Origin of the sequence: Pelomonas lactea (genome assembly GCF_043555885.1) — a bacterium.
GTDB classification, from domain to species: domain Bacteria; phylum Pseudomonadota; class Gammaproteobacteria; order Burkholderiales; family Burkholderiaceae_C; genus Pelomonas; species Pelomonas lactea.
In genome coordinates, this window is the sequence record NZ_JBIGHX010000013.1 from 1 (window position 1) to 21,582 (window position 21,582).

At 70.1% G+C, this 21,582-nt stretch carries 19 protein-coding genes; 1 reads left to right on the plus strand and 18 read right to left on the minus strand.

The window, feature by feature from the left end; genetic code table 11:
* The 10 genes from ACG04Q_RS25105 to tssK form a co-directional block, all read right to left on the minus strand.
* Positions 1–127, minus strand: a 127-nt coding sequence (locus tag ACG04Q_RS25105) for a GTP-binding protein (protein WP_229427325.1), incomplete at its 3' end; no start/stop codon positions are given.
* A 120-nt stretch (positions 128–247) separates the two neighbouring features.
* Positions 248–2,353 carry an elongation factor G gene (gene fusA / locus ACG04Q_RS25110; RefSeq protein WP_394514557.1) on the minus strand — a complete coding sequence of 702 codons (2,106 nt, stop codon included), beginning with the start codon at positions 2,351–2,353 and terminating at the stop codon, positions 248–250.
* A gap of 69 nt (positions 2,354–2,422) precedes the next feature.
* Positions 2,423–2,893 carry a 30S ribosomal protein S7 gene (gene rpsG, locus ACG04Q_RS25115; protein WP_056194782.1) on the minus strand — a complete coding sequence of 157 codons (471 nt, stop codon included), beginning with the start codon at positions 2,891–2,893 and terminating at the stop codon, positions 2,423–2,425.
* A gap of 156 nt (positions 2,894–3,049) precedes the next feature.
* Entirely contained in the window at positions 3,050–3,424 is a 375-nt protein-coding gene (rpsL, locus tag ACG04Q_RS25120) for a 30S ribosomal protein S12 (protein WP_233395045.1), read from the minus strand.
* Positions 3,425–3,574: 150 nt separating this feature from the next.
* Positions 3,575–4,012 carry a putative toxin-antitoxin system toxin component, PIN family gene (locus ACG04Q_RS25125; RefSeq protein WP_394514560.1) on the minus strand — a complete coding sequence of 146 codons (438 nt, stop codon included), beginning with the start codon at positions 4,010–4,012 and terminating at the stop codon, positions 3,575–3,577.
* Entirely contained in the window at positions 4,009–5,952 is a 1,944-nt protein-coding gene (locus ACG04Q_RS25130) for a serine/threonine protein kinase (RefSeq protein WP_394514562.1), read from the minus strand. Before ACG04Q_RS25130 ends, ACG04Q_RS25125 begins: the two co-directional genes overlap by 4 nt.
* Positions 5,949–6,668, minus strand: coding sequence for a type VI secretion system-associated protein TagF (tagF, locus tag ACG04Q_RS25135; protein WP_394514564.1), 720 nt, complete (start codon positions 6,666–6,668; stop codon positions 5,949–5,951). The genes ACG04Q_RS25130 and tagF overlap by 4 nt, the downstream gene beginning before the upstream one ends.
* Positions 6,669–6,678: 10 nt before the next feature.
* Positions 6,679–10,218: a type VI secretion system membrane subunit TssM gene (tssM, locus tag ACG04Q_RS25140; RefSeq protein WP_394514566.1), complete on the minus strand. Its 3,540-nt coding sequence runs from the start codon at positions 10,216–10,218 to the stop codon at positions 6,679–6,681.
* 15 nt (positions 10,219–10,233) lie between these two features.
* On the minus strand, positions 10,234–11,538 hold the full coding sequence (locus ACG04Q_RS25145) for a DotU family type VI secretion system protein (RefSeq protein WP_394514568.1): 1,305 nt from the start codon (positions 11,536–11,538) through the stop codon (positions 10,234–10,236).
* A 68-nt stretch (positions 11,539–11,606) separates the two neighbouring features.
* On the minus strand, positions 11,607–12,944 hold the full coding sequence (gene tssK, locus ACG04Q_RS25150) for a type VI secretion system baseplate subunit TssK (RefSeq protein ID WP_394514570.1): 1,338 nt from the start codon (positions 12,942–12,944) through the stop codon (positions 11,607–11,609).
* Positions 12,945–13,183: 239 nt separating this feature from the next.
* On the opposite strand from tssK, the gene ACG04Q_RS25155 reads away from it, so the two are divergent.
* Positions 13,184–13,741 carry an OmpA family protein gene (locus ACG04Q_RS25155; RefSeq protein WP_394514572.1) on the plus strand — a complete coding sequence of 186 codons (558 nt, stop codon included), beginning with the start codon at positions 13,184–13,186 and terminating at the stop codon, positions 13,739–13,741.
* Between the two features lie 28 nt (positions 13,742–13,769).
* Here ACG04Q_RS25155 and ACG04Q_RS25160 read toward each other — a convergent pair whose 3' ends face one another.
* The 8 genes from ACG04Q_RS25160 to ACG04Q_RS25195 form a co-directional block, all read right to left on the minus strand.
* Positions 13,770–14,558, minus strand: a complete 789-nt coding sequence (locus ACG04Q_RS25160) for a PP2C family protein-serine/threonine phosphatase (RefSeq protein ID WP_394514574.1) — start codon at positions 14,556–14,558, stop codon at positions 13,770–13,772.
* Complete coding sequence (gene tagH, locus ACG04Q_RS25165; protein ID WP_394514576.1) at positions 14,555–16,165, minus strand: type VI secretion system-associated FHA domain protein TagH; 1,611 nt, start codon at positions 16,163–16,165, stop codon at positions 14,555–14,557. Before tagH ends, ACG04Q_RS25160 begins: the two co-directional genes overlap by 4 nt.
* An 88-nt stretch (positions 16,166–16,253) precedes the next feature.
* Positions 16,254–16,643, minus strand: coding sequence for a DUF4280 domain-containing protein (locus tag ACG04Q_RS25170; RefSeq protein ID WP_394514578.1), 390 nt, complete (start codon positions 16,641–16,643; stop codon positions 16,254–16,256).
* 24 nt (positions 16,644–16,667) lie between these two features.
* Entirely contained in the window at positions 16,668–17,378 is a 711-nt protein-coding gene (locus tag ACG04Q_RS25175) for an ankyrin repeat domain-containing protein (protein WP_394514580.1), read from the minus strand.
* A gap of 98 nt (positions 17,379–17,476) precedes the next feature.
* Positions 17,477–18,565, minus strand: coding sequence for a Tle-like phospholipase domain-containing protein (locus tag ACG04Q_RS25180; protein WP_394514582.1), 1,089 nt, complete (start codon positions 18,563–18,565; stop codon positions 17,477–17,479).
* Positions 18,562–18,951 (minus strand): hypothetical protein, encoded by a 390-nt coding sequence (locus ACG04Q_RS25185; RefSeq protein ID WP_394514584.1) that lies wholly within the window; start codon positions 18,949–18,951, stop codon positions 18,562–18,564. The genes ACG04Q_RS25180 and ACG04Q_RS25185 overlap by 4 nt, the downstream gene beginning before the upstream one ends.
* Positions 18,948–19,487 (minus strand): DUF4123 domain-containing protein, encoded by a 540-nt coding sequence (locus ACG04Q_RS25190; protein WP_394514586.1) that lies wholly within the window; start codon positions 19,485–19,487, stop codon positions 18,948–18,950. The genes ACG04Q_RS25185 and ACG04Q_RS25190 overlap by 4 nt, the downstream gene beginning before the upstream one ends.
* 6 nt (positions 19,488–19,493) lie before the next feature.
* Positions 19,494–21,569, minus strand: coding sequence for a type VI secretion system Vgr family protein (locus tag ACG04Q_RS25195; protein ID WP_394514588.1), 2,076 nt, complete (start codon positions 21,567–21,569; stop codon positions 19,494–19,496).
* Positions 21,570–21,582: the final 13 nt, after the last annotated feature.

Genomic DNA, 21,582 nt, shown 5'->3' on the forward strand with positions numbered 1-21,582 from the left:
CGCCACCGAACTTCTTGGACAGCACGGTCGCGATTGCAGCCGTCAGCGTGGTCTTGCCGTGGTCGACGTGACCGATCGTGCCCACGTTCACGTGCGGCTTGGTCCGTTCAAACTTGCCTTTTGCCATTTCTATTCTCCGAAAAGAGCGGATCGCCAGTCTGTTGGTTTAGCGTTTCCGTAGCACCCGTGGTTCCCGCCGACTGGCGAAGCGGGCGGGCCGCTACGAAGACGATTCTTTAGAAGCGGATCAGTTCTTGCCGCGCGCCAGGATGATGGCGTCGGCAACGTTCTTGGGCGCTTCGGCGTAGTGCTTGAACTCCATCGTGTAGGTCGCGCGGCCTTGCGTGGCCGAGCGCAGCGACGTGGAGTAGCCGAACATTTCGCTCAGCGGGACTTCGGCCTTGATGACCTTGCCGCCGCCGACCATGTCGTCCATGCCCTGCACCATGCCGCGACGGCTGGACAGGTCGCCCATGACGGTACCGGCGTAGTCTTCCGGCGTCTCGACTTCCACGGCCATCATCGGCTCGAGGATGACGGGGCTGGCGCGACGCATGGCTTCCTTGAAGCCCATGGAGGCGGCCATCTTGAACGCGTTTTCGTTCGAGTCCACGTCGTGGTACGAACCGAAGGTCAGCGTCGCCTTGACGTCGACGACCGGGAAGCCGGCCAGCACGCCGTTCGGCAGCGTGTCGATGATGCCCTTTTCCACGGCCGGGATGTATTCGCGAGGAACCACACCGCCCTTGATGGCGTCGACGAACTCGAAGCCCTTGCCCGGCTCTTGCGGCTCGAGCGTCAGCACCACGTGACCGTACTGGCCCTTACCACCGGACTGGCGAACGAACTTGCCTTCGACGTCGGTCGCGGTCTTGCGGATGGTTTCGCGGTAGGCCACCTGCGGCTTGCCAACGTTGGCTTCCACACCGAACTCGCGCTTCATGCGGTCGACGATGATTTCCAGGTGCAGCTCGCCCATGCCGGAGATGATGGTCTGGCCGGACTCTTCGTCGGTACGCAGACGGAAGGACGGGTCTTCCGCAGCCAGGCGACCCAGCGCCAGGCCCATCTTTTCCTGGTCGGCCTTGGTCTTGGGCTCGACGGCCTGCGAGATCACGGGCTCAGGGAAGATCATCTTTTCCAGCGTGATGACGCTTTCGGGGTCGCACAGGGTTTCGCCCGTGGTGACGTCCTTCAGGCCCACGCAGGCGGCGATGTCGCCGGCCAGAATTTCCTTGATTTCTTCACGCTGGTTGGCGTGCATCTGCAGGATCCGGCCGATGCGCTCCTTCTTGCCGCGAATCGGGTTGTAGACGGTCGCGCCCGACTGCAGCACGCCCGAATACACGCGAACGAAAGTCAGCTGGCCGACATAGGGGTCGGTCATCAGCTTGAAGGCCAGCGCCGAGAACTTCTCCTCGTCGGTACGCTGACGCGTGATCGGCTGGTCGTCTTCGTCCGTGCCCGAGACCGGCGGGATGTCCAGCGGCGACGGCAGGAAGTCGATGACGGCGTCCAGCATGCGCTGCACGCCCTTGTTCTTGAACGCGGTGCCGCACAGCATCGGCTGGATTTCCGTCGCGATGGTGCGCTGACGGATGGCAACCTTGATTTCCTCCTCGGTCAGGTCGCCCGTCTCGAGGTACTTGTTCATCAGTTCTTCGGTGGCTTCGGCGGCGGCCTCGACCATCTTCTCGCGCCATTCCTGGGCCACTTCGACCAGGTCAGCGGGGATGTCTTCGAAGGTGAACTTCATGCCCTGGGACGCTTCGTCCCAGATGATGGCCTTCATCTTGAAGAGGTCCACCACGCCCTTGAAGTTTTCCTCGGCGCCGATGGGAATGACCACGGGCACGGGGTTGGCCTTCAGGCGGGTCTTCATCTGGTCCACGACCTTGAAGAAGTTCGCGCCGGTGCGGTCCATCTTGTTGACGAACGCGAGGCGGGGCACCTTGTACTTGTTGGCCTGGCGCCAGACGGTTTCCGACTGGGGCTGCACGCCACCCACGGCGCAGTACACCATGCAGGCGCCGTCCAGCACGCGCATGGAACGCTCCACCTCGATGGTGAAGTCCACGTGTCCGGGGGTGTCGATGATGTTGAAGCGGTGCTCGGGGTAGGACATGTCCATGCCCTTCCAGAAGCAGGTCGTGGCAGCCGACGTGATCGTGATGCCGCGCTCCTGCTCCTGCTCCATCCAGTCCATCGTGGCGGCGCCGTCGTGCACTTCACCGATCTTGTGGTTCACACCGGTGTAGTAGAGGATGCGCTCGGTCGTGGTGGTCTTGCCGGCATCGATGTGCGCGGAGATACCGATGTTGCGGTAGCGCTCGATGGGGGTTTTGCGGGCCATGGTTTGCTCCAGAAGGCAGGAGCCGCCAGCGGGTTGGTAGAAACCCGAGGCGGCCGAAAGACGATGAGTTTAGAAGCGGAAGTGCGAGAACGCCTTGTTGGCTTCTGCCATGCGGTGAACTTCGTCGCGCTTCTTCATCGCGCCGCCGCGGCCTTCAGCGGCCTCCAGCAGTTCATTGGCCAGGCGTTGGGCCATCGACTTCTCACCGCGCTTGCGAGCGGATTCCTTCAACCAGCGCATGGCGAGAGCCATCCGGCGGACGGGGCGAACTTCCACGGGAACTTGGTAGTTCGCACCGCCGACACGGCGGGACTTCACTTCAACCATGGGCTTCACGTTGTTCAGGGCGACCATGAACACTTCCAGCGGGTCCTTGCCGATCTTCTTCTCGACCTGCTCCAGGGCACCGTAGATGATGCGCTCGGCAACAGCCTTCTTGCCCGATTCCATGATGACGTTCATGAACTTGGACAGATCGACGGAACCGAACTTGGGATCCGGCAGGATTTCGCGCTTGGGTACTTCGCGACGACGTGGCATGGCACTCTTCCTTTTTCTTCAGTTGGAGACGGCTTGATTGCCTGACTCCGCTGGACAACCACCGACATCTGGGGTTTATCCACTTACTCGGTCCACTGTGAATCAGCGACCGCAACAACGCTGGGTCAGCTACAAAGCTGAGCCCGAACAGACGATTTACTTCTTCGGACGCTTGGCACCGTACTTGGAACGGGCCTGCTTGCGGTCCTTGACGCCTTGCAGGTCAAGGGAGCCACGGACGATGTGGTAACGCACACCGGGCAGGTCCTTCACCCGGCCGCCGCGCACCAGCACGACGCTGTGCTCTTGCAGGTTGTGGCCTTCACCGCCGATGTAGGAGATGACCTCGAAACCGTTGGTCAGGCGCACCTTGGCGACCTTACGCAGAGCCGAGTTCGGCTTCTTCGGCGTGGTGGTGTAGACGCGGGTGCAGACACCGCGGCGCTGCGGGCAGTTCTGCATCGCAGGCGACTTGGACTTCGTGACTTCGGCTTCACGGCCTTGGCGCACGAGTTGATTGATGGTTGGCATAAAACGACTTGTTCCCGTTTGAAGTCAGTGAACTTCGCTTTTCAGGCGCGCAGCAATGCAGCGCCCAAAAGGCGAAGAGCCGGCGATTGTAGGCTGCGCAGGTCCAAACGGGCAAGCCCTGGGCTTTTCGGTCGGCTGGCGCGGCCGGGCTCAGCCGGGCAGGGCTACCGCCGGAGCGACCCAGCGAGCGGGGCTGACGATGGTCAGCCCCATGGGCCGCGCGCGCCGGGCCAGCGCCAGCACGGCACGGTCTCGGGAGAACAGATAGGTTGCGCCGATGGCCAGCGCGAGGTCGATGAAGCGCTGGTCGTCCCGGTCCCGGCAGACCAGGCCGTGCGGCGGCAGCCGTGGCGTGTCGACCACGCGGCAGCGCGCGGCGATGGCGGCATCGATGGCGGCGACGTCGGGCTGGTAGCGCGCCAGCGCGTCGCGGCCCAGCACGTGGCGCAGCTCGTCGAGCCCGCCGGGCTCGGCCACCCATTCCAGCGCGCCTTCGCGGATCTGGGTGGCCAGCGGCTGGATGGCGGGGTCGTCGAACAGCAGCCAGTCGAGCACGATCTGCGTGTCCAGCACGGCGCGCGCCGTCATGACGTCACCACCTGGGTCTCGAACCAGAGCGCCCCGTAGGAGTCGCGGCAGTCGCCGCTGCGGCACAGCGGCGCGCCGATGATGGCGGCGCTGGTGTCGCCGGTGATGGGCAGCCAGCCGTAGTTCTTGGCGCTGTGCTGGCCGAAGCGGGAGAAATCGCGCGGGTAGCGCGACAGCAGCAGCAGGAACGACCAGGTGCCGGCCGGCGCGGACGGCGCCAGCGCCACGCCCTTGGGCATGTCGATCTTCTGCCCGGCCTTGACCTGGTTGGACTCGAAGCCGTAGCTCGGGAAGATCAGGTTCAGCGCGCCCTCCTGGTCGAGGAACAGCAGGTAGGCGTAGGACTCGGTGCTGGGCGTGAAGCTGAAGGTCAGGCTGTCGCGGTCGACGACCAGCCGGGGGCTGGACAGCTGCAGCTGGGCCGTGACGGCCGGGTCGCGCTGTTCGTAGATCTCGCGCAGGCGCGCGGCCAGCGCGTCGCGCGGACTGGCGGCGGGCGCGGGGGCCTGCGCCGGCACGGGCGCCGGCGCCGCGGCTGCCGGCGGCAGCGCGGCCGAGGCGGCCAGGTCGGGGGCGGCGTCGCTGCGCCGCGCGCGGCTGGGCGACAGCACGGCGTACAGGCCGCCGCCCACCGCGGCCAGGCCGGCCACGCCGGCGGCGGCCACCCACAGGCGCCGGCCGGAGGCACCGGCGGGCGCCGGCAGCACGGCCGGGGCGGGTTGCGGCGCCGCGGCCGGCCGGGCGCCAGCAGCGGGCGGCGGTGCGGACCGGGCGGCGGAGGCCGTCGGCGCGGGCGCCGGCACACCGCCGTCCAGCCCGATCTGGCGCCGGAACTCGTCGATGTTCTGCGTGCGGTCCTCGGGCCTGACGCTCAGGCCGGCCATGACGGCCTGCAGCAGCCGCTGGCTGTGGCGCCCGGCCGGCAGCGAGGCCATGGACGTCAGCGGCACCAGCGTGTCGTTGAGCATGCGGCCCACGGCCGGCGGCGGCGTCTTGCCGGCGATGGCGTAGTACAGCACCGCGCACAGCGCGTAGATGTCGGTCCACGGGCCCTGGCGCATGTCGGGCACTTCGGCGTACTGCTCCAGCGGCGCGTAGCCGGGCTTCAGGATGACCGTCAGCGCCTGGGTCATGTCGCCGATGACACGCCGCGCGGCGCCGAAGTCCAGCAGCAGCGGCCGCCCGCTGCCGGCCAGCAGCATGATGTTGTCGGGCGCGATGTCGCGGTGGTACCACTGCTCGCCGTGCACGACGCGCAGCGCCTCGGTCAGCGGGTCCAGCATGGCCATCAGCCAGGCCTCGCTGGGCAGGCCGTTGGCCATCAGCTCGTCCTTGAGCGTGCGGCCCTCGTAGAACGGCATGGCCATGTAGGCGGTGCCGTGCGCCTCCCAGTAGCGGTAGACCTTGACCAGCGATGGGTGGTCGAACTGCGCCAGCGTCTTGGCTTCCTTGATGAAGCTCTTCAGGCCCAGCTCGAAGGTCTCACGGTAGCGCTCGGACTTGACGTAGACCTGGGTGCTGCTGCCGGCCCGCGAAGCCAGCGACGAGGGCATGTATTCCTTGACCGCGACGCGCCGCTCCAGCATGGAGTCCCAGGCCAGGTAGACGATGCCGAAGCCGCCCTCCCCCAGCACGCGCTGCAGCTCGAACTCGCCCAGCCGCGTGCCCGGCGGCAACGCATTGCCACCGGCGCCGCTGGGCAGCGTCGCGGCGGGTGCGGGCGCCTGCACAGGCGGTGGTGGTGGCGGAGGCGGAGGCGGCGGAGGTGTACTGGCACGCGGCTCGAAGACCGTGCGGTCGTCGCGCGGCTCGTAGACGGTGCGGTCCTCGCGCGGCTCCAGCCGGGTGGCGTCGGCGGCGGCGGGCAGGTGCGGGCGGCCGCCCGGCACGATGCGGGTCTTGTCTTCTTCGTCGGGCGACAAGGGGTCGGCGGGGGTCATTGCCCGGAGCTTAACGGCAGGTCGGCCGCGGCCAGCCCCTGCAGGCCGAACAGCCGGCCCGGCAGGTCGTCGCCCAGCACGCCCGGCGTGCTCAGCAGGCAGGGCCGCCAGGCCTCGGTGTGCGACCACCAGAACGCCTGCCCGGCCTGCTGCGCCAGCCAGGCCCGCCGCGCGAGCGCGTCCAGGCCCGTCACGAGGTCGGCCGCCGGCCAGTCGGCGGCGAGATCGCCCTCGACGGCCGCCACTTCAGGCACGACGGGCCAGGCGGCCAGCGGCACCTCGGCCAGCGCCGCCTGCAGCGCGTCGGGCTGCCATTCCTCGTCCAGCGCCTGGAAGCCCAGCGCCTCCAGCGCGGCCAGCCGCTCCAGCAGCTCGCCCAGCGGCTGCGCCGGCAGGCTGCCCGGCGGCAGGCCCACGGCCAGCAGCAGCGGGAAGTAGCGCCCCACGGCGTCGACCGACGGCAGCAGCACGCCGGCGCAGTCCTGCCCGGCCAGTGCGCCGGGGCCGCTGCCGGCGGGCCAGACGAAGCGCCAGGCCGGGCTGTCCAGGTAGGCCTGCAGCCAGCCGGCGGCGTCGTCGGCGCGGCGCCGGGCCAGCCACTGGCTCAGGGCCTCGTCGAAGGCGGCCTGCACGTCGGGCGGCAGGCCGCGGCCGACGAAATCGGCCTGGGCCGGCAGCTTGCCGAAGAAGCCCAGCCAGCGCGCCGGCGTCGTCATGCGGCCACCGTCACAGCGCACCGGGGCAGCGGAACTGCTGCATCTCGCGCAGGCGGAAAGGGTTGAAGACGGTGCTGGCCGTCACCTCGAAGCGGGCGCGCTTGCCGTCCAGGTTCACGGTGACCGAGAACTTCTCGGGCTGCGCGCCGGGCTGCACCTCGAAGCGGTCGAACATGCGGAACAGCGCCCACGGCCCCTCGAAGCTGGCCACCGCGCCGCCCAGGCTGAGCTTGAGCGTGGACGCCACGCGGCTGCTGGGCCAGCTCAGCGGCGCCGAGCTGCCGGCGCCGGCAAAGCGGCTGACCTGGCCGTCCCAGTCCAGCGTCACCTCCTTGACGCCGTCCGACACCTCCGCGAGGCGCATGTCCAGCCGGAAGCCGGGCGTCTTACCGCCGCTGCGGAAGAACACCTCGCGGATGCGCGCCGCACGCTGGAAGTCGGCCAGCGCCGCGGCGGCGGCCGGCTTGGCGCCGTCGGACAGCGGGCGGTAGCTCCACGGCGTGGTGCCGGTGTCCACCAGCGCGGCCAGGCGGCGGTCGAAGAACTCCTGCAGCTGCCCGCCCTGGCCGAACAGCTGGGCGAAGTCCTCCACCGGCACGTCGCCCTGGGCGCCGGCCGCGAACGGGTAGCGGCCGGCCACGCTGCGCTGGCAGAACTCGGTGATGGGCTTGAGGTCGCTGGTCAGCGTCTGGCGCTCGGCGTTGCGGCTCTGCGCCACGCCGGCGTCGGCCAGCGCCTCCAGCATGGAGCGGATGGGCTCGGGGTTGAGCCCGGCCTCGGCCTTGAGCCGCTCGGCCGTGCCGGTGGGCGGCGGCGGCGACTTGCTCTTCTGCGCAGCCTCCACGGCGGCCAGCTGCACATAGACCTCGTTGAACTTCTTCTGCACCTCGTCCAGCGGCGGCGGCGTGCCCTCGACGAGGCGGCGCAGCGGCGCGAAGTGGTCGTCGACGAACTGCTCGGGCTTGGCCGTCGGGCCGCTGGGCGCGGCGTCGCCGGCGCCGATCAGCGCGGCGATCTCCTTCTTGGCGCTGGCGGCCTTCTCGTCGATCTTCTGCGCCAGGCTGGCCGCCGGGCCGCCGGAGTCGACCAGCGAGGTCTCCTTGGCGGCCGCGCGCACGTAGCGCATCAGCGGCGAGTCCGGCGCCGCCAGCGTGCGCGCGATCTGCACGTTGCGCTCCAGCCCGCCCATGCGCACCAGGCGCACGTCGGCCAGGTAGGCGTCCCAGACCTTGATGTAGTCCTCCAGGTAGAGCCGGCGCACGGCCTGCGACACGGCGTCCTGCCCGCCCACGCCGCCTGGCAAGGCCAGCCGCGAGCGCTCCGGCGGCAGGCCCAGCACCCAGACCTCCTCGGCCTGCAGCTGCGTGCCGGCGCGGGCCAGCGCGGCCTTGAAGCCCTTGTGATAGCCGTCGCGGGTGAACAGCCCCGGCACGCCCTTGGTCAGCGGCTCGCCGCTGGCGCGCTCGAACACCTGGGCGGCCGTGGAGCCGGCCGCGCTGACGACGCTGAAGTCGGGGATGTCCGCGCCCATGCGCTGGCGCTTGAGGCGGCCGTACAGGCGCACCTCGGTCGGGATCTGCGCCAGCATGTCGCGCACCGAGCCCACCAGCGCCGCGTCGCTGGCGGGCGGCTGCAGCGGCGCGCCCAGCGCCAGCAGCGCGTCCAGATGCGCCTCCAGCTGCTGGCGCTGCTCGGCGGACAGCTGGCGGCCCTGGTTCTGCTCCCAGTCCAGCGCGATCCAGGCCTTCAGCGTGTCGGCGTCGAAGCGCTGCGGCGTGCGCAGCACCAGGTAGGCCTTGAGCGCCTCGTAGGCGAACTCCAGGTTGCTGCGGCTGGCGCTGCGCAGCAGCTCGTCGGTGCGCTGCGCCACGCGGGGCAGCAGCGCGTTCTGCAGCACGCGCTCGTAGGCGATGCGGGCGCCGGCGTCCAGCTTGTCGCCCTGGTACAGGCCCAGGCCGTGGCTCAGCGGCGGGTCCCGCAGCGACCAGCCCTGCGGCTGGGCCGCGTCGCGCAGCGCGTTGAGCGCATTCAGCAACCCGCCCAGGTCGGCACTGCCGGGCGGCGGCACGGCGGCCAGCGCCTGGCGCAGCGCCGGCAGCTTGTCGTCCACTGCCAGCGCGTAGCTCTTGTTGCGCAGCGCGCTGACGGTCCAGCCGGCCACCAGGCCCACGCCCACCAGCCCCAGCGCCGCGAAGCTGCCGGTGCGCAGCAGGCGCCGGGTGGCCTCGGCACGGCGGTTCAGGCCGGCAAGGCCCGCCTCGGCAAACACCACGTCGCGCAGCACGCGCAGCAGGAAGAAGCTCTTGGGCGTGCCGGCCAGCGCCGGCAGCGGGCGCTCCACGCCGTAGCTGCGCGCCAGCGCACCCATGACGCGGTCGATGGGCGTGCCCTCCTGCGTGCCGCTGGCGAAATAGACACCGCGCAGCAGCATGCGCTCCTCGAAGCCGCCGCCGCCGTCGAACACCTGGCCCAGCGTCTCCATCAACAGGCTGCGCACGCCGTCGAACTGCTGCGGGAACGCGAAGATGGCCGCGCGCCGCAGCGGCTGCGCTTCGGTCTGCATGACCGGCACGACCTGCGCCTGCAGCCGCTGCGTCAGCGCGCCGATGCCGGCGTTGACGGCGCTCAGCGCCGCGGCCACCTTGGCCTGTGGGTCCAGGTCCACCGTGAAGCCCAGCGCCTGCTCGCGCTCGTCGCGGCCCAGCTGGCCGAAGGTCTCGTTGAAGCCGGCGATCAGGTCGGCCTTGGTGACCAGCACGTACACCGGCAGCCGCAGGCCCAGCTGCTCGTTGAGCTCCTGCAGCCGCGCGCGCAGGTGGGCGGCATGGGCGGCGCGGGCGGCCTCGTTGCGCTGCAGCAGCTCAGGCACGCTGAGCGTCAGCAGCACGCCGTTGAGCGGCCGGCGCGGCCGGTGGCGGCGCAGCAGCTTCAGGAAGTTCAGCCAGCCGGCGGCGTCCGCGGCCGCGTCGGACTGCTGCGTCGTGTAGCGGCCCGCGGTGTCGATGAGCACGGCCTGCTCGGTGAACCACCAGTCGCAGTTGCGCGTGCCGCCCACGCCCTGCACCGCGCCCTGCCCCAGCTTGGCGGCGAGCGGGAACGTCAGGCCGGAATGCTGCAGCGCCGTCGTCTTGCCCGAGCCAGGTGCGCCGATGAACATGTACCAGGGCAGGTCGTAGACCGACTGCCCGCGGTCCAGCCAGCTGCGGCCCGGGCGCTGGCGCAGCAGCTTGAGGGCCTCCTCGAAGCGCTGCTTCAGCACCGCCAGCTCGGCGGCGTCGGCGGCCGGCGTGGCGGCGGGCGCGGCCGGCTCCTGGGCGGCGGCCAGCGCGCGCTCGGCCTTGCGGGCCTGCCAGGCGCGCCAGCCCTCACGGCCGGCGAAGAAGGCGACGACGCCGAGGATGAGCAGCAGCCGCAGCCACGCGGGCGCCAGCGGCCGGACGTCGGCGATGGCCACCAGCGGGCCTATCCACCAGATGACGGCGCTCAGGCACAGCAGGCCCAGCACCATCAGCGTGAGGCGATGTCGGAAGAACCGGATCAGGGGTTGCATCAAAAACCTCTCAGCTCAGGACGCGGCCGGGACGAACAGCGTCACCTCGACGCGCCGGTTGCGGGCGCGGCCGGCGGGGGCTTCGTTGGTGTCGACGGGCTCGGCATCGGCCCGCCCCTCGGCGCGCACGCGGCCGGCGGCCAGCTTGGCGTCCAGCACCGCCTTGACGGCCTGGGCCCGCGCCTGCGACAGGTGCCAGTTGGACGGGAACTGCAGCGAGCGGATGGGCTGGCTGTCGGTGTGGCCCGTCACGAGCACCGGGCCGGGCACGTCGTTCAGCGCCTCGGTGATGCGGTCCAGCAGCGGGCGCACCCGGCTGGCGACGTCGGCACTGCCGGGGTCGAAGAAGCCGTCGCCCTTGATCGTGATGATGGAGCGGTCGGCCAGGTCGCGCACCTCCACCAGGCCCTGCGAGATCTCCGCGGCCAGGAAGGTCGCCAGCCGCGGCTTGGGGGCCGGCGGCGGGGGCGCAGGCGGCGTCGCGGCAGCCACCTTGGGCACGTCCAGCGCGCGCAGGTCGTCGAAGACCGGGTCGGAATTGGCGTTGGTCGCGAAGCGGAACACCGCGAACAGCAGCAGCAGCAGCCCCGCCACCACCGCGGCCACCACCCACACGGGCCAGCCGCCACGCAGCACCTGCGCCGCGCCGGCGGCGGGCTGCCAGTGGGCGCTCAGGTCCTTGCCGGGCGCCACGTCGGGCTGCGCCAGCTTCTCGGCCAGGCGCTGGCGCACCGTGTCGAGCTGGCCGCGACCGTCGGGCAGCAGCCGGTAGCGCCCCTCGAAGCCGAAGGCCAGCGTGACGTACATCAGCTCCAGCAGCGCCCGGTTGCCGCGCACGTCCTCAGCCAGCTTGGACATCAGCAGGAACACCTTCTCGCCGCCGAAGGTCTCGTTGTGGAACTCCACCAGCAGGCTCTGCCCGGCCCACACGCCGGAGCCGCCCCAGGGCGTGCTGGAGGCCGATTCGTCCAGCAGCGTGCACAGCACATAGCGCGCCGCGATGACCTGCTCGTTGGGCACGCTGGCCGCGCGGGCACGGGCCTCGAACTGCCGGATGCCGTCCGCCAGCCCCTGGCGCAGCGCGCGCGGGTTGGCATGGCTGACGGTGTTGCGGATGACCGGCGCCGCGTTCAGCAGCGGCGCGGCAGCGGCCAGCAGCGGCTCCAGCCCGGCCTGCATGACGGCGTCCAGCGCCAGCGGCTCGGCCGCCGACTCCGGCAACGGGGCCCGGGCCGCGCCGCCACGCGCCATGCGCCCGGCCGACGGCTTGATGACGGTCTTCTCCGACGAATCGTCGGGCAACCCATCCTGGTTTGACATCTCTGCTCCCCCGAATCAGGCCAGTCGCGCACGTTCGCGCGGGCCGGATGCTAATGACCCCGGATGACCTACTGGCCGCGGATCGCCCAGAACTCCAGCTCCAGCCCCGGGAAGTCGCCGGCGATGTGCATGGCCAGGCCGCCCGAGCTTTCCAGCAGCTTCCACATCTCGTTGTGGCGCGTCTCCAGCTCGAAGTACGTGTAGCCGGCGTGGTACGGGATCTGGCGCGGCGCCACCGGCAGCGCCCGCAGCGCGACGCCCGGCAGCTGCAGGTTGACGAGGTCGCGGATGCGCTCGACCGGGCCGATCTTGATCTGGTTCGGGAAGCGCGAGCGCAGGATCTCGCCCGGCAGCTGCGCCGCCACGGCCAGCACGAAGCTGGCCGTGCGCTGCAGTTCCACGTCCGGGATCAGCGCCACGCGCACGCCGTAGTTGCGGTCCTGCAGCTCGATGGGCAGCACATTGCGCTCCAGCACATCCGACAGCGCCTGGCGCAGCTCGTCCATCACGCCGCGCAGCGTCAGCGCCAGGTCGTCGTGCACATAGTCGCTGAACGCCGGCGGCCGGCGCTTGCCGCGGAACGTGGCCAGGTCGCCCGCCAGGCCCAGCAGCGCCTCGTAGAGCCGCTCGGGGTGCAGCAGCGTCAGCCGCGTCAGGTGCGCGAACACCGGCTCCCAGCGGTTGACCGTCTGGAGCAGCAGGAAATCGGCGATCTCGCCCAGCCCCGCGCGCCCCGGCTGCGCCATCAGCGCCGCCAGCGCCTCGCCGCGCTGGTGCAGCAGCCCCAGGATCTCGCGGACATAGCCCTCCGGCACGCCATGCGCCGGCGCATGCAACAGCGGCGGGATGTACTGCGCGTCCAGCACGACGCGGTTGTCGGCCTGGCGCTCGATGACGCGCACCACGCCCAGCGTCGCGAACGCCTCGCCGGCGTCGCGCTCGCGCATCAGCCGCAGCTGCAGCCGCCCCAGCTGCACCGGCGCGGCGCGGCCCATGGTGTTGCCGTCCTTGACCTCGGCCTCCGCCACGCGAAAGCGCGGCCCCGGCGCGGGCGGCTCGTCCTCGGCATCGGTTTCGGCCAGGCCCTCGCGCTGCAGCGGCAGCGCCAGCACGAACAGCTCGGAGCGCGCATCGGCCGGCACGTCGATGGCCGCCGGCAGCGGGTCGTCCCCCGGCATGACGAAGGGCGTGCCGTCCGGCATCAGCCCGCTCGCGGCTCGCAGCGCCAGCTTGCCCATGGCCAGCGCCGCCTGGTCCACCTCCAGCGCCCGGAAGCCCCAGCCGTAGCCCGCCTGGGCCGTCTGCCGCTGGCGCATCTGCCAGTGCAGATGCCGGTCGTGCTGCTGGAAGTGCTGTGGCTGGAGAAACATCCCCTCCGACCAGACCACCCTGTTGTTCCACGTCATGGATAGTTGTCCCGCAAGTAAGCGCTCGAAGACGGCAGGTGCGGCCTCCCCTCACGGCCACCCCGACATGACACATCAATCACTGGCCGGCTTCGCCCCCAAAATCGGGGATGACCAACCTTGCATCCGGGCCCGTGGGTGCGAAAATCCGTGAAATGCTGCGCGCTCAGTGTAACGACGCGTCAGCCATCCGCAGTTGCTGTACGCCGCCGGTTCAGGACGGCTTTTGGGGGTTGGAAATGGTCAAGAACATCCGCACTTTCGCGATCACGGGCGTCGTCGCTGCGCTCGCTCTGGCCGGCAGCACGGCAGCGTGGGCGCAAGCCGCCGGCACCGAGGCCCGCGTGGTCGACGTCGGCAGTGGCGTGGTGGACGCCGAGACCATCAAGGAAGGCCTGTTCCCGCTGGAACATTGCGAGGAGCTGCGCAAGAACGGCTTCAAGTGCATGGGCGTGAAGCCCACCGTCACGTTCTCGCTGCCGGCCGTCGCGTTCGCTTTCGGCTCGGCCGTGCTGCCGCAGTCGCTGATGCGCCAACTGGACGTCTTCGCCGAAGTGCTGAGCGCCAACCGCACGCTGCCCTACACGATCCGCATCGTCGGCCACGCCGATGCCTCCGGCACCGAGGAAGGCAACCGCGTGCTGTCGCAGCGCCGCGCCGAGGAAGTGCGCCGCTATCTGGTGTCCAAGGGCGCCGATGGCGGCAAGCTGGACGTGGCGGGCGTGGGATCCAAGGACCTGCTGAAGCCCGACACGCCCACGTCTGCCGACAACCGCCGTGTGACGCTGGGCCGCTGAGAGGTTCTCCGCCAGCCGCGCGCACCGCTCAGCGCGGTGCCGGGCTGGCCCACAGCGTGATCGCGCTGTAGTTGTCGTGCCGCGGCTTGGCGGCCACGGCGGCCAGCAACTGCTGCTCCAGCCCGTCCAGCCACTCCTGCGGGTTGTCGGCGTCCTGCAGGCTCTGCTGCAGGATCTCGGGCGACAGGTATTCCCAGAACCCGTCGGTGCACAGCAGGAATGCATCACCCACCTCGATGCGCCAGGGCACAGCCGCCACGCCGGCCACCAGATCCTCGGGGGCGGAACCCAGCGCGCAGTAGAGCTCGCTACGCTGCGGATGGCCGTCGACCTCGTCTTGCTGCAGCTGGCCGGCGTCTATCAGCGCCTGCACGGTGCTGTGATCCAACGTGCGCTGGGCCAGCTGGCCGTAGCGGAACAGGTACAGCCGCGAGTCGCCCACGTGGCCCCAGGTCGCCGCCATCGTGGCCATGTCGACGAACAGCCCCACGACGGTGGTGTGCATCTGCGCCTGCCCCGGCGCGTCGGCGCGGCGGCGGCGGATCTCCTCGCTGGCCGCGCGCAGCGCCGGCTCGATGCCGCCCAGTTCGTCCAGTTCGCCGCGCGCGTAGCGCTCGATGAGGTATTGCACGGCCAGCCGCGAGGCGACGTCGCCGCCGCCGTGGCCGCCGGCGCCGTCGGCGACGACGCAGGCCAGCCGGTGGCCGTCATTCCAGTGGGCGCAGGCATCCTCGTTGCTGCTGCGCCCGCCGACCCGGCTCAGGATGCCGAGTTCGAACTGGATGGGACGGCCCTCAGGCTCCGAGGCTTCGGTCACGGCGCGCTCCGGTGCAACTCATCGATGTACTGTTCGTAGGCGCGCAGGAAGGCGCGGCCGAAGAGTTCCTGGAAATCATCCGACGCTTCGCCGCGCAGTTGCTGGAAGAGTTCGTTGAACAGCTCCCACAGGCGCGCCTTGCGGCTGGCCGGCAGCAGGCTGGCCAGCATGCCGGGCGGGCTGAGGCGGGACTCCAGTTGCGCCGGCTCGAAGCGGGCCAGCACGCCTTCCAACGCCGCCTTCATGCCGGCCATGACACCGAACTGGTGCGCGCGCAAGTCCTCGAAGGCATCTCGCATCGCCGGCAGCGGCGGCATGAAGCCGCGCACGGGCTGGCCCAGCAGGTGGCGCAGCGCGACATCGGCACTGGGCGAGAACTTGAGCGGGTTGTTCTCGGCGGCAGCGATGATGGTGACCTCGGCGCGGACCTCGCGCTTGAGGGCGGCGCGCGCCACCAGCAGGTCGATGCTGCCCTGCACCGACTCGCGCACCAGGCCGCCCAGCAGTTCCATCAGCACGGGGCTGAGCTGCAGGTCCAGCGACTCGTCCACGCCCAGGCCGCGGCGCAGCGCGGCGAGCAGTTCCGCGCCGCCCTCAACCGACGCGGGCACGCGCGCGACGGGCGCCTCGACTGGCCGGGCGGCCTCGGGCGTCGACGGCGCTGCCGGCGCCCGAGGCACCACCGGCCGGACGATGGTGCGCACGCCGCTGGCGCTGGCGTCGTCGCCCCAGGCCAGGCCCAGGTCGGCCGGCGGCGAAGCCGGCTGCACCGCGGCGGGATGCATGCGCGCTGCCGGGGCGGTGCGCGGCAGGGGCATGGGCGAGTAGAGATCGGAGCCGCGGTCCGCCTCGCTGGCGTCCGGCACTGGCGCCGCCAGCCCAAAGGCCCGCAGCGGGTCGGCGTCGGCCATGGTGTTGGGCGCGGACACGGGGCCGGACAGGGGCGAGCCGAACAGCGGGTCCCGCCCGCCGCCCGCGGGCGACAGGCCGAACAGGCCGTCCAGCGAGGCCTCAGCGCGCCCGAGGGACGCAGCGCCGGCCTGGCGCGGCTGCGGCGCCGGCGCGCCGGGCGGGGCGAAGGGGTCCCAGTCGTCCGGGATCTGCCCACCGGCCGGCGGTCCGGATGCGGCCGGTGCCCGCGGCGCGGGAGCACTCCACGGGGCGGCCGCAGCGGGAGGCGGTGGGGGTGCGAAGGGGTTGGCGAACGGGTCGCGCGCGCCGCCGGCGCCCGCGGCGGCGCCGAACAGCGCGGCGAAGGGGTCGTCGCGCGGCGCCGGCGGCGGTGGGGCCTGCACGGCCGCATCGACACGCAGCAGGTAGGCACCGATCTGCAGTTCCTCGCCGCCCTGCACCACGGCTTCCTGCCCGGGGGCGAGCAGGTTGCCGTTGATGGCAACCGGGTTGCTGCCGCGGTCGATCAGCAGGAACTGCCCGGCCCGGCACACCACCTCGACGTGGACCCGCGAGATGGTCTTCTCGGGGTCGGGCAGCACCAGCGCGTTGGTGTTGGCGCGGCCGACGGTACCTCCGGCGGGCCCGAAGCTGGCGGACAGGGGCGCACCCGCATACGGGGCGCCGTTGAACTGGGTGACGGTGAGCGTGATCATTCAAACCAGCGAAGTGGGTCGCGGCGGGCCCGGCGACCGGACAGGGGGAAGCCCCGTGGAATGATCGCACGCAGGCCCGACGACCCGATCACGGAATGACGTGCGTGGTCTGCCCCGCGGACGTGATCTCGATGACACCGGCCCACATGCACATGAGCTTGCAGTCGTTGTTCAGCGCGGGCGCGTTGTCGAGCAGGACGGTCGCCGACCCCGGCACCCATGGCGCGGGCGTGTTGGGGATGCAGGGCATGGGGGTCAGCGTGCCCATCGCGGCGGCGGTAGCCGCCGCGACGGTCGGGTTGGCCAGGCTCTTGCACATGCCAAAGGGCAGGACGTTGACCATGGGCTGGTGATCCATGATGTTGGCCGCCGGCTGGTTGCCGGACATCGTCATGTGCACGGGCAGCACGACCAGCATGCTGGGCGCCATGCCCATGGAGCACTTGAGCTGTGCGGTGTTGACGACTTGCAGGGGCATGGTGAATCTCTCCTGGGCGCCAGCCTACTCCGCAACGGGCAGGCCTTGTGCCTTCATTTGCTGGCGCATCTGCGCGGGAGGCGTGGCGGGGAAGCGCGCGCCGCGCTTGGACATCGCTTCCTTCAGCCGACCGAACTTGGTTGCCATCTCGGTTCCTGCGGCCAGATCCTCCAGCGCCAGCTGGACCGCCCAGGGCGGGGTGACACCCCGGCGCGTGGGCAGCGACACCTCCGCGCCCCGCTCGACGAGGTAGAGCGCCAGGTCAGGCTGCATCGAGGCGATCGCCTCGGACAGCGCGGTGCCGCCGATGCTGTCGCGCTGGTTGATGTCGGCACCCCGATCCAGCAGCAGCTTGACGTGCGCGGGCGTGCCTGACATGACTGCACGCTGCAGCATCGGCTTTTCGTTGGCGCGGGTGTGGTTGGGTGACAGGCCCCCATCGAGCAGGGCCGTGAGCAGCTGGAGCTCGCGCGACTCGAAGGCCGCGCCCAGCGGCGTTCCCAGCCCCTCGACCGGCTGCTCATCGGGCTTGGCGCCAAGCGCCACCAGCACCGTCACGCCCGCAAAGTTCTTGTTCGCGATGGCAAACCACAGCAGCGTCATGCGCTTGTTGCCCGGAACGTCCAGCGGCAGACCCTGCGCCAGTTGACGCACGCGTGCGAAGTCGTGGGCCTGCAGCGCCCGGGCGATGTCGAGGTAGCGGTCGGAGAAGATCTGTTCTGCGGTGGGGGTCATACGGAATCCGGTCAGGGAGAGCGCAGCCAGCGAGGCCCAGAAACAACGTCCGAGCCACGACCTACGGCTCGGCCGTGCAGCAGGTGAAGTGGTGGTGCTCATTGCATGATGGGGATACCCGTGGCTTTGGCGAGCTTGGCCTGATCCTCGCTCTTCTGGGACTCGATGCCTGCGATGACCTGATCCATGCCATGCCGGGCGACAGGGTTTCCGCCCGTGCTGGGCAAGGGGCGCCGCTCGCCCACAGCATCGTGCATACCGGCTGACAACCCCATCTTCGCCAACGCGCCGATGAGCGCGCCCACTGGCCCGCCGGCAAGAAAACCGACGCCTGCCGCCGCCAGCGTTCCCTTGAAACCTTGCTCCTGGAGTCCGGTCAGCACTTCGCCATCGACCTGGTAGGCCGTGATGGGCGGCGACAACATCTTGCCGCCGTACTTTGCAACCGTGTCCGGGTGCAGCCCGGCGGAATTGAACGTGGTGCCCACGCTGCCGCTGGCATTGGCCGCCGCCGATGCCATGCCGCCCCCCAGTGAGTGCCCGGTGATTTCGACATCGGCACCGCCCCCGCGCAGCTTCCGTCCAATGGTGACAGCCTGTTTGTAGTAAGGCGACTCCATGTTCAGCCCCTGCCTCACGTTGTTGCTCCAGTCCTCGCCACTGGTGGGTGTCGTGCCCTTGAACGCCACGACGGGCTTGAGGTCTTCCCCGAACACACCGGGTTGAGGCTCATAGACCTGGGCGCGGAACTCGGATCGCTCGATGCGGAGATCCTCAGGGGTGAGGTCGTACTTGGCGAGCGCAGTGGGGTTGTCGCTGATGTTGGTCCATCCCTCCGGTGCAGGCGGCGTCACCAGCTTGCCGTCAGGGCCTTTGACCGGATAGACATTGCTGGCCAGCTGCGCCTTCTCCACCGAATTGATGTTCTCGGCAAACCGCGTCGTCGCCTGATTCAGCTCGTCGCGCTCCTTGCCGGGCGGCATGCCGGCGAGCTTGTCCTGCGACGCCTTGATCTGGCGCTTGCGATTGGCGCGCCGCTCGGCCTTGGTGGACTTGCACGGCTGCACGGGCTTGTCGCCGCCATTGCAGCTGGCATCGATGTCGTCCTTGGCGGCCTGGTAGTCCCCGCCGCTCGCGCCGCCGCCCTGCGCGTTGTGCGCCTGGGCTTTCTTCAGCGCGTCGCTCACGCGCCGGCCTTCGCGGACTGCTGGCGCCGTTCCAGCAGCGCGGTGATGGCCTGATCCAGGAAGCCCTCCTTCTGCAACGCGGACCAGTCGTCGCGCGCCAGCGTGGGCTTCATGCGCGGCTCGATCTCGTCCGGGTACTGGCCCAGCATCAGCGAGCCGACGCTGTACTTGACGACCAGCCGCTCGCCGTCCATGTGCCAAGGCCTGAGCCGGCGGCGCACGGTCTCGACGTGTTCCTGCAGCTCCGCCAGCGTCAGCGCCTGCTGAACGTCGGTGCCGAGCAGGCCGGCACAGTGCTTCTGCAACTGCTCGGCGACGAGCCGCGTCATGCGGCTGACGGCGATGTGAGCAAGCTGGCGGTTGCTGACGGACAGCATCGGCGTCACGCCTGCGCCATCGCCACCGTGGCCACGCGCGCCCACTGCCCCATCGCATCGCGGTAGACCAGCGCCTCGAACGGCGCGAAGACCGGGCCGGTCAGTTCGGTGAGGCCGGCGCGCTGCAGGTCGTCGACGACGCGCGGGTCGTAGTAGCGGAAGAACAGCGGCTTGCCGTCGGCCGAGTAGACGACGTTGTACTTGCGCAGGTGGCGGTGCAGCACCGCGAAGTCGGGTGTGGTGCCCGGCTCGCCCGGTTCCGCCGGCGCCAGCCTGGGCACCAGCAGCATTGCGAGCTGCGCGTCCAGCAGTTCCTCCACGCGCGCAGCGGTCGCGGCGTCGGCCTTCACGATGCGGCCGAGGTAGCCGGCGGTGTCGGCCAGTTCGTCGCCCAGGTCGCCGGTCACCAGGCTTTGCAGGCGGTCGAACAGATCCTGCGGGATGGCGGAAAAGCCCTGCTCGAAGCCGGCGCAGTCCAGCAACAGGTAGACGGGCCGTTCCGCGCCGACCTGCAGCGCGCCCCAGAGTTCGATGAAGCGTTGCATGCGCGCTCAGCCTTCGCAGATTTCGCAGAAGGGCGCCGACTTGGCGCGGGCCGACTTCAGCGCCGCGGCCTTGGGGCTGACCTTGCGGGCCTCGGCCTTCGTGACTTTGATGGCCTTGTCGGTGCCGCCCTTGGAGTCGCGCGCCTTGTCGGCGGCGTCAGGCTTGCCGGGCGAGGCGCCGCTGCCCGAGCCGGCCGAGCCGCCCGAGTTCACCATCACCATGCTGCCCTTGATGAAGACGCCGCCGGGGTTGATGTCGATGAAGTTGCCGCCGACCTTGAGCGAGATCTGCGTGCCGCTCTCGATGATGACCGTGGTGCCGGACTTCAGGTGGATCTCGTTGCCGGCCTGGACGGCGAACTTCGGTCCGGTCTTGACCTCCCAGTTCTGCGTCACGGCCAGGTGGTAGTTGCCGCCCACCTTGTTGACGTCGTCGCCGGTGATGTCGGTGTGCACGTTGGCGCCGTGCTTGGCCTTGGTGTCCTTGGTGACCTGCAGGTGGCTCTCGCCGCCGACGTACTCGGTGCGGTTGTTCTTGGAGAACAGCGTCTGGTCCTTCTCGGCGTGCAGGTAGACCTCTTCCTTGCCCTTGTTGTCCTCGAAGCTGAATTCGTTGAAGTTGGAAGCGCCGCCGCCCTTGGTGCTGCGGCTCTTGAAGCCCCAGCGGGTCTTCTCGGCAGGCAGCGAGAACGGCGGGCGGTTGGTGCCGTTGTAGAGGCTGCCGGTCACCAGCGGCCGGTCCGGGTCGCCCTCCAGGAACTCGACGATGACCTCCTGGCCCACGCGCGGCAGCGACAGCGCGCCGTAGGCGTTGCCGGCCCAGATCTGCGCGACGCGGATCCAGCACGAGTCCTTGTCCTTGCCGTCGCCCAGGCGGTCCCAGTGGAAGTGCACCTTGATGCGGCCGTGCTCGTCGACGTGGATCTCGTCGCCAGCCGGGCCGACGACGAAGGCCGTCTGCGGGCCCTGCACGATGGGCCGCGGCGTGACGCGGGCCGGGCGGAATGGCCGGCGTGCCGGCATGGCCTGGAAGCTGCAATGAAAGCTCAGCCCGGCCGCGCCTTCGCTGGCGTCACCGGTGTCGTCCTCGCCGTGGATCTGCGTGCCGGTGACCAGCCAGTCCTGGCCGTTCTGGTCGCTGCGCGGATGGTCCTTGATCTTGAACTCGCAGCCGGTGACGATGCCGCGCACGTTGGCGCTGCCCTGCACGATCTCGTGGCCGGCCTGCAGCTCCTCCAGCCGCGCGCGGGCGTAGCGCTTGCCGTCGCCGCCGGTCTCGTACTCGCCGGGGTAGTCGTACATCTCGCCGCCGCTGGCCGCATGCTTGAACTGCTGGCGGTGCACGCTGTGCAGGTCGTCGCTGGGGCGCAGGAAGTTGAAGTCGCGCAGCGTGTACGAGGCCGGCTCGATGCGCTGCGTGAACTGCCAGCTGGACACCGCCTCCTCCTCGACGCCGCCCTGGTGCGACGGGTTGAACTGCAGCGTCTCGAACCCGGGGAACGGCTTGTGGGCGCTGGGGCTGTCCACCAGCGTCAGCGTGTGCTTGTCGGCCTCGTGCGTGAAGAAGAAGGTGATGCCCTCCTGCTCCATCAGCCGCATGACGAAGTTCAGGTCGGTCTCGCGGTACTGCACGCAGTATTCGCGCGGCGCGTAGCTGCCGGTCAGGCTGAGCTTGAACTGCGCATCGCCGTAGTTGGCGAAGACCTTCTTGATGATGTCCGGGATGCTCTCGGCCTGGAACATGCGGCAGTCGCTGTTGCGCGACAGCAGCCAGGTCCAGGGGCGCAGCACCAGGCGGTAGTGGTGGAAGCGGCTGTTCTCGCGCTGGCCTTCGTACAGGAACTCGGCCACATGACCATTGAAGTGGCGCTCGCCACCAGCCGGCAGCTCGACGGCCACGTTGGCCAGCTCGCCGAGGATCTTGGCCGGGTCCAGGTCGGGACGCAGGCTGACGGCCTCGACGACGTACTCGAAGCCGGCGCTCAGCGCCTCCTGCCCGCTGAAGGCGCGAAAGCGCAGGTCGGTGCCGAAGACGGTGTCGAGCGAATAGACCGTGCCGGTCTGCGAGGTAAGGGTGGCCATGGCGTAGTGTGCG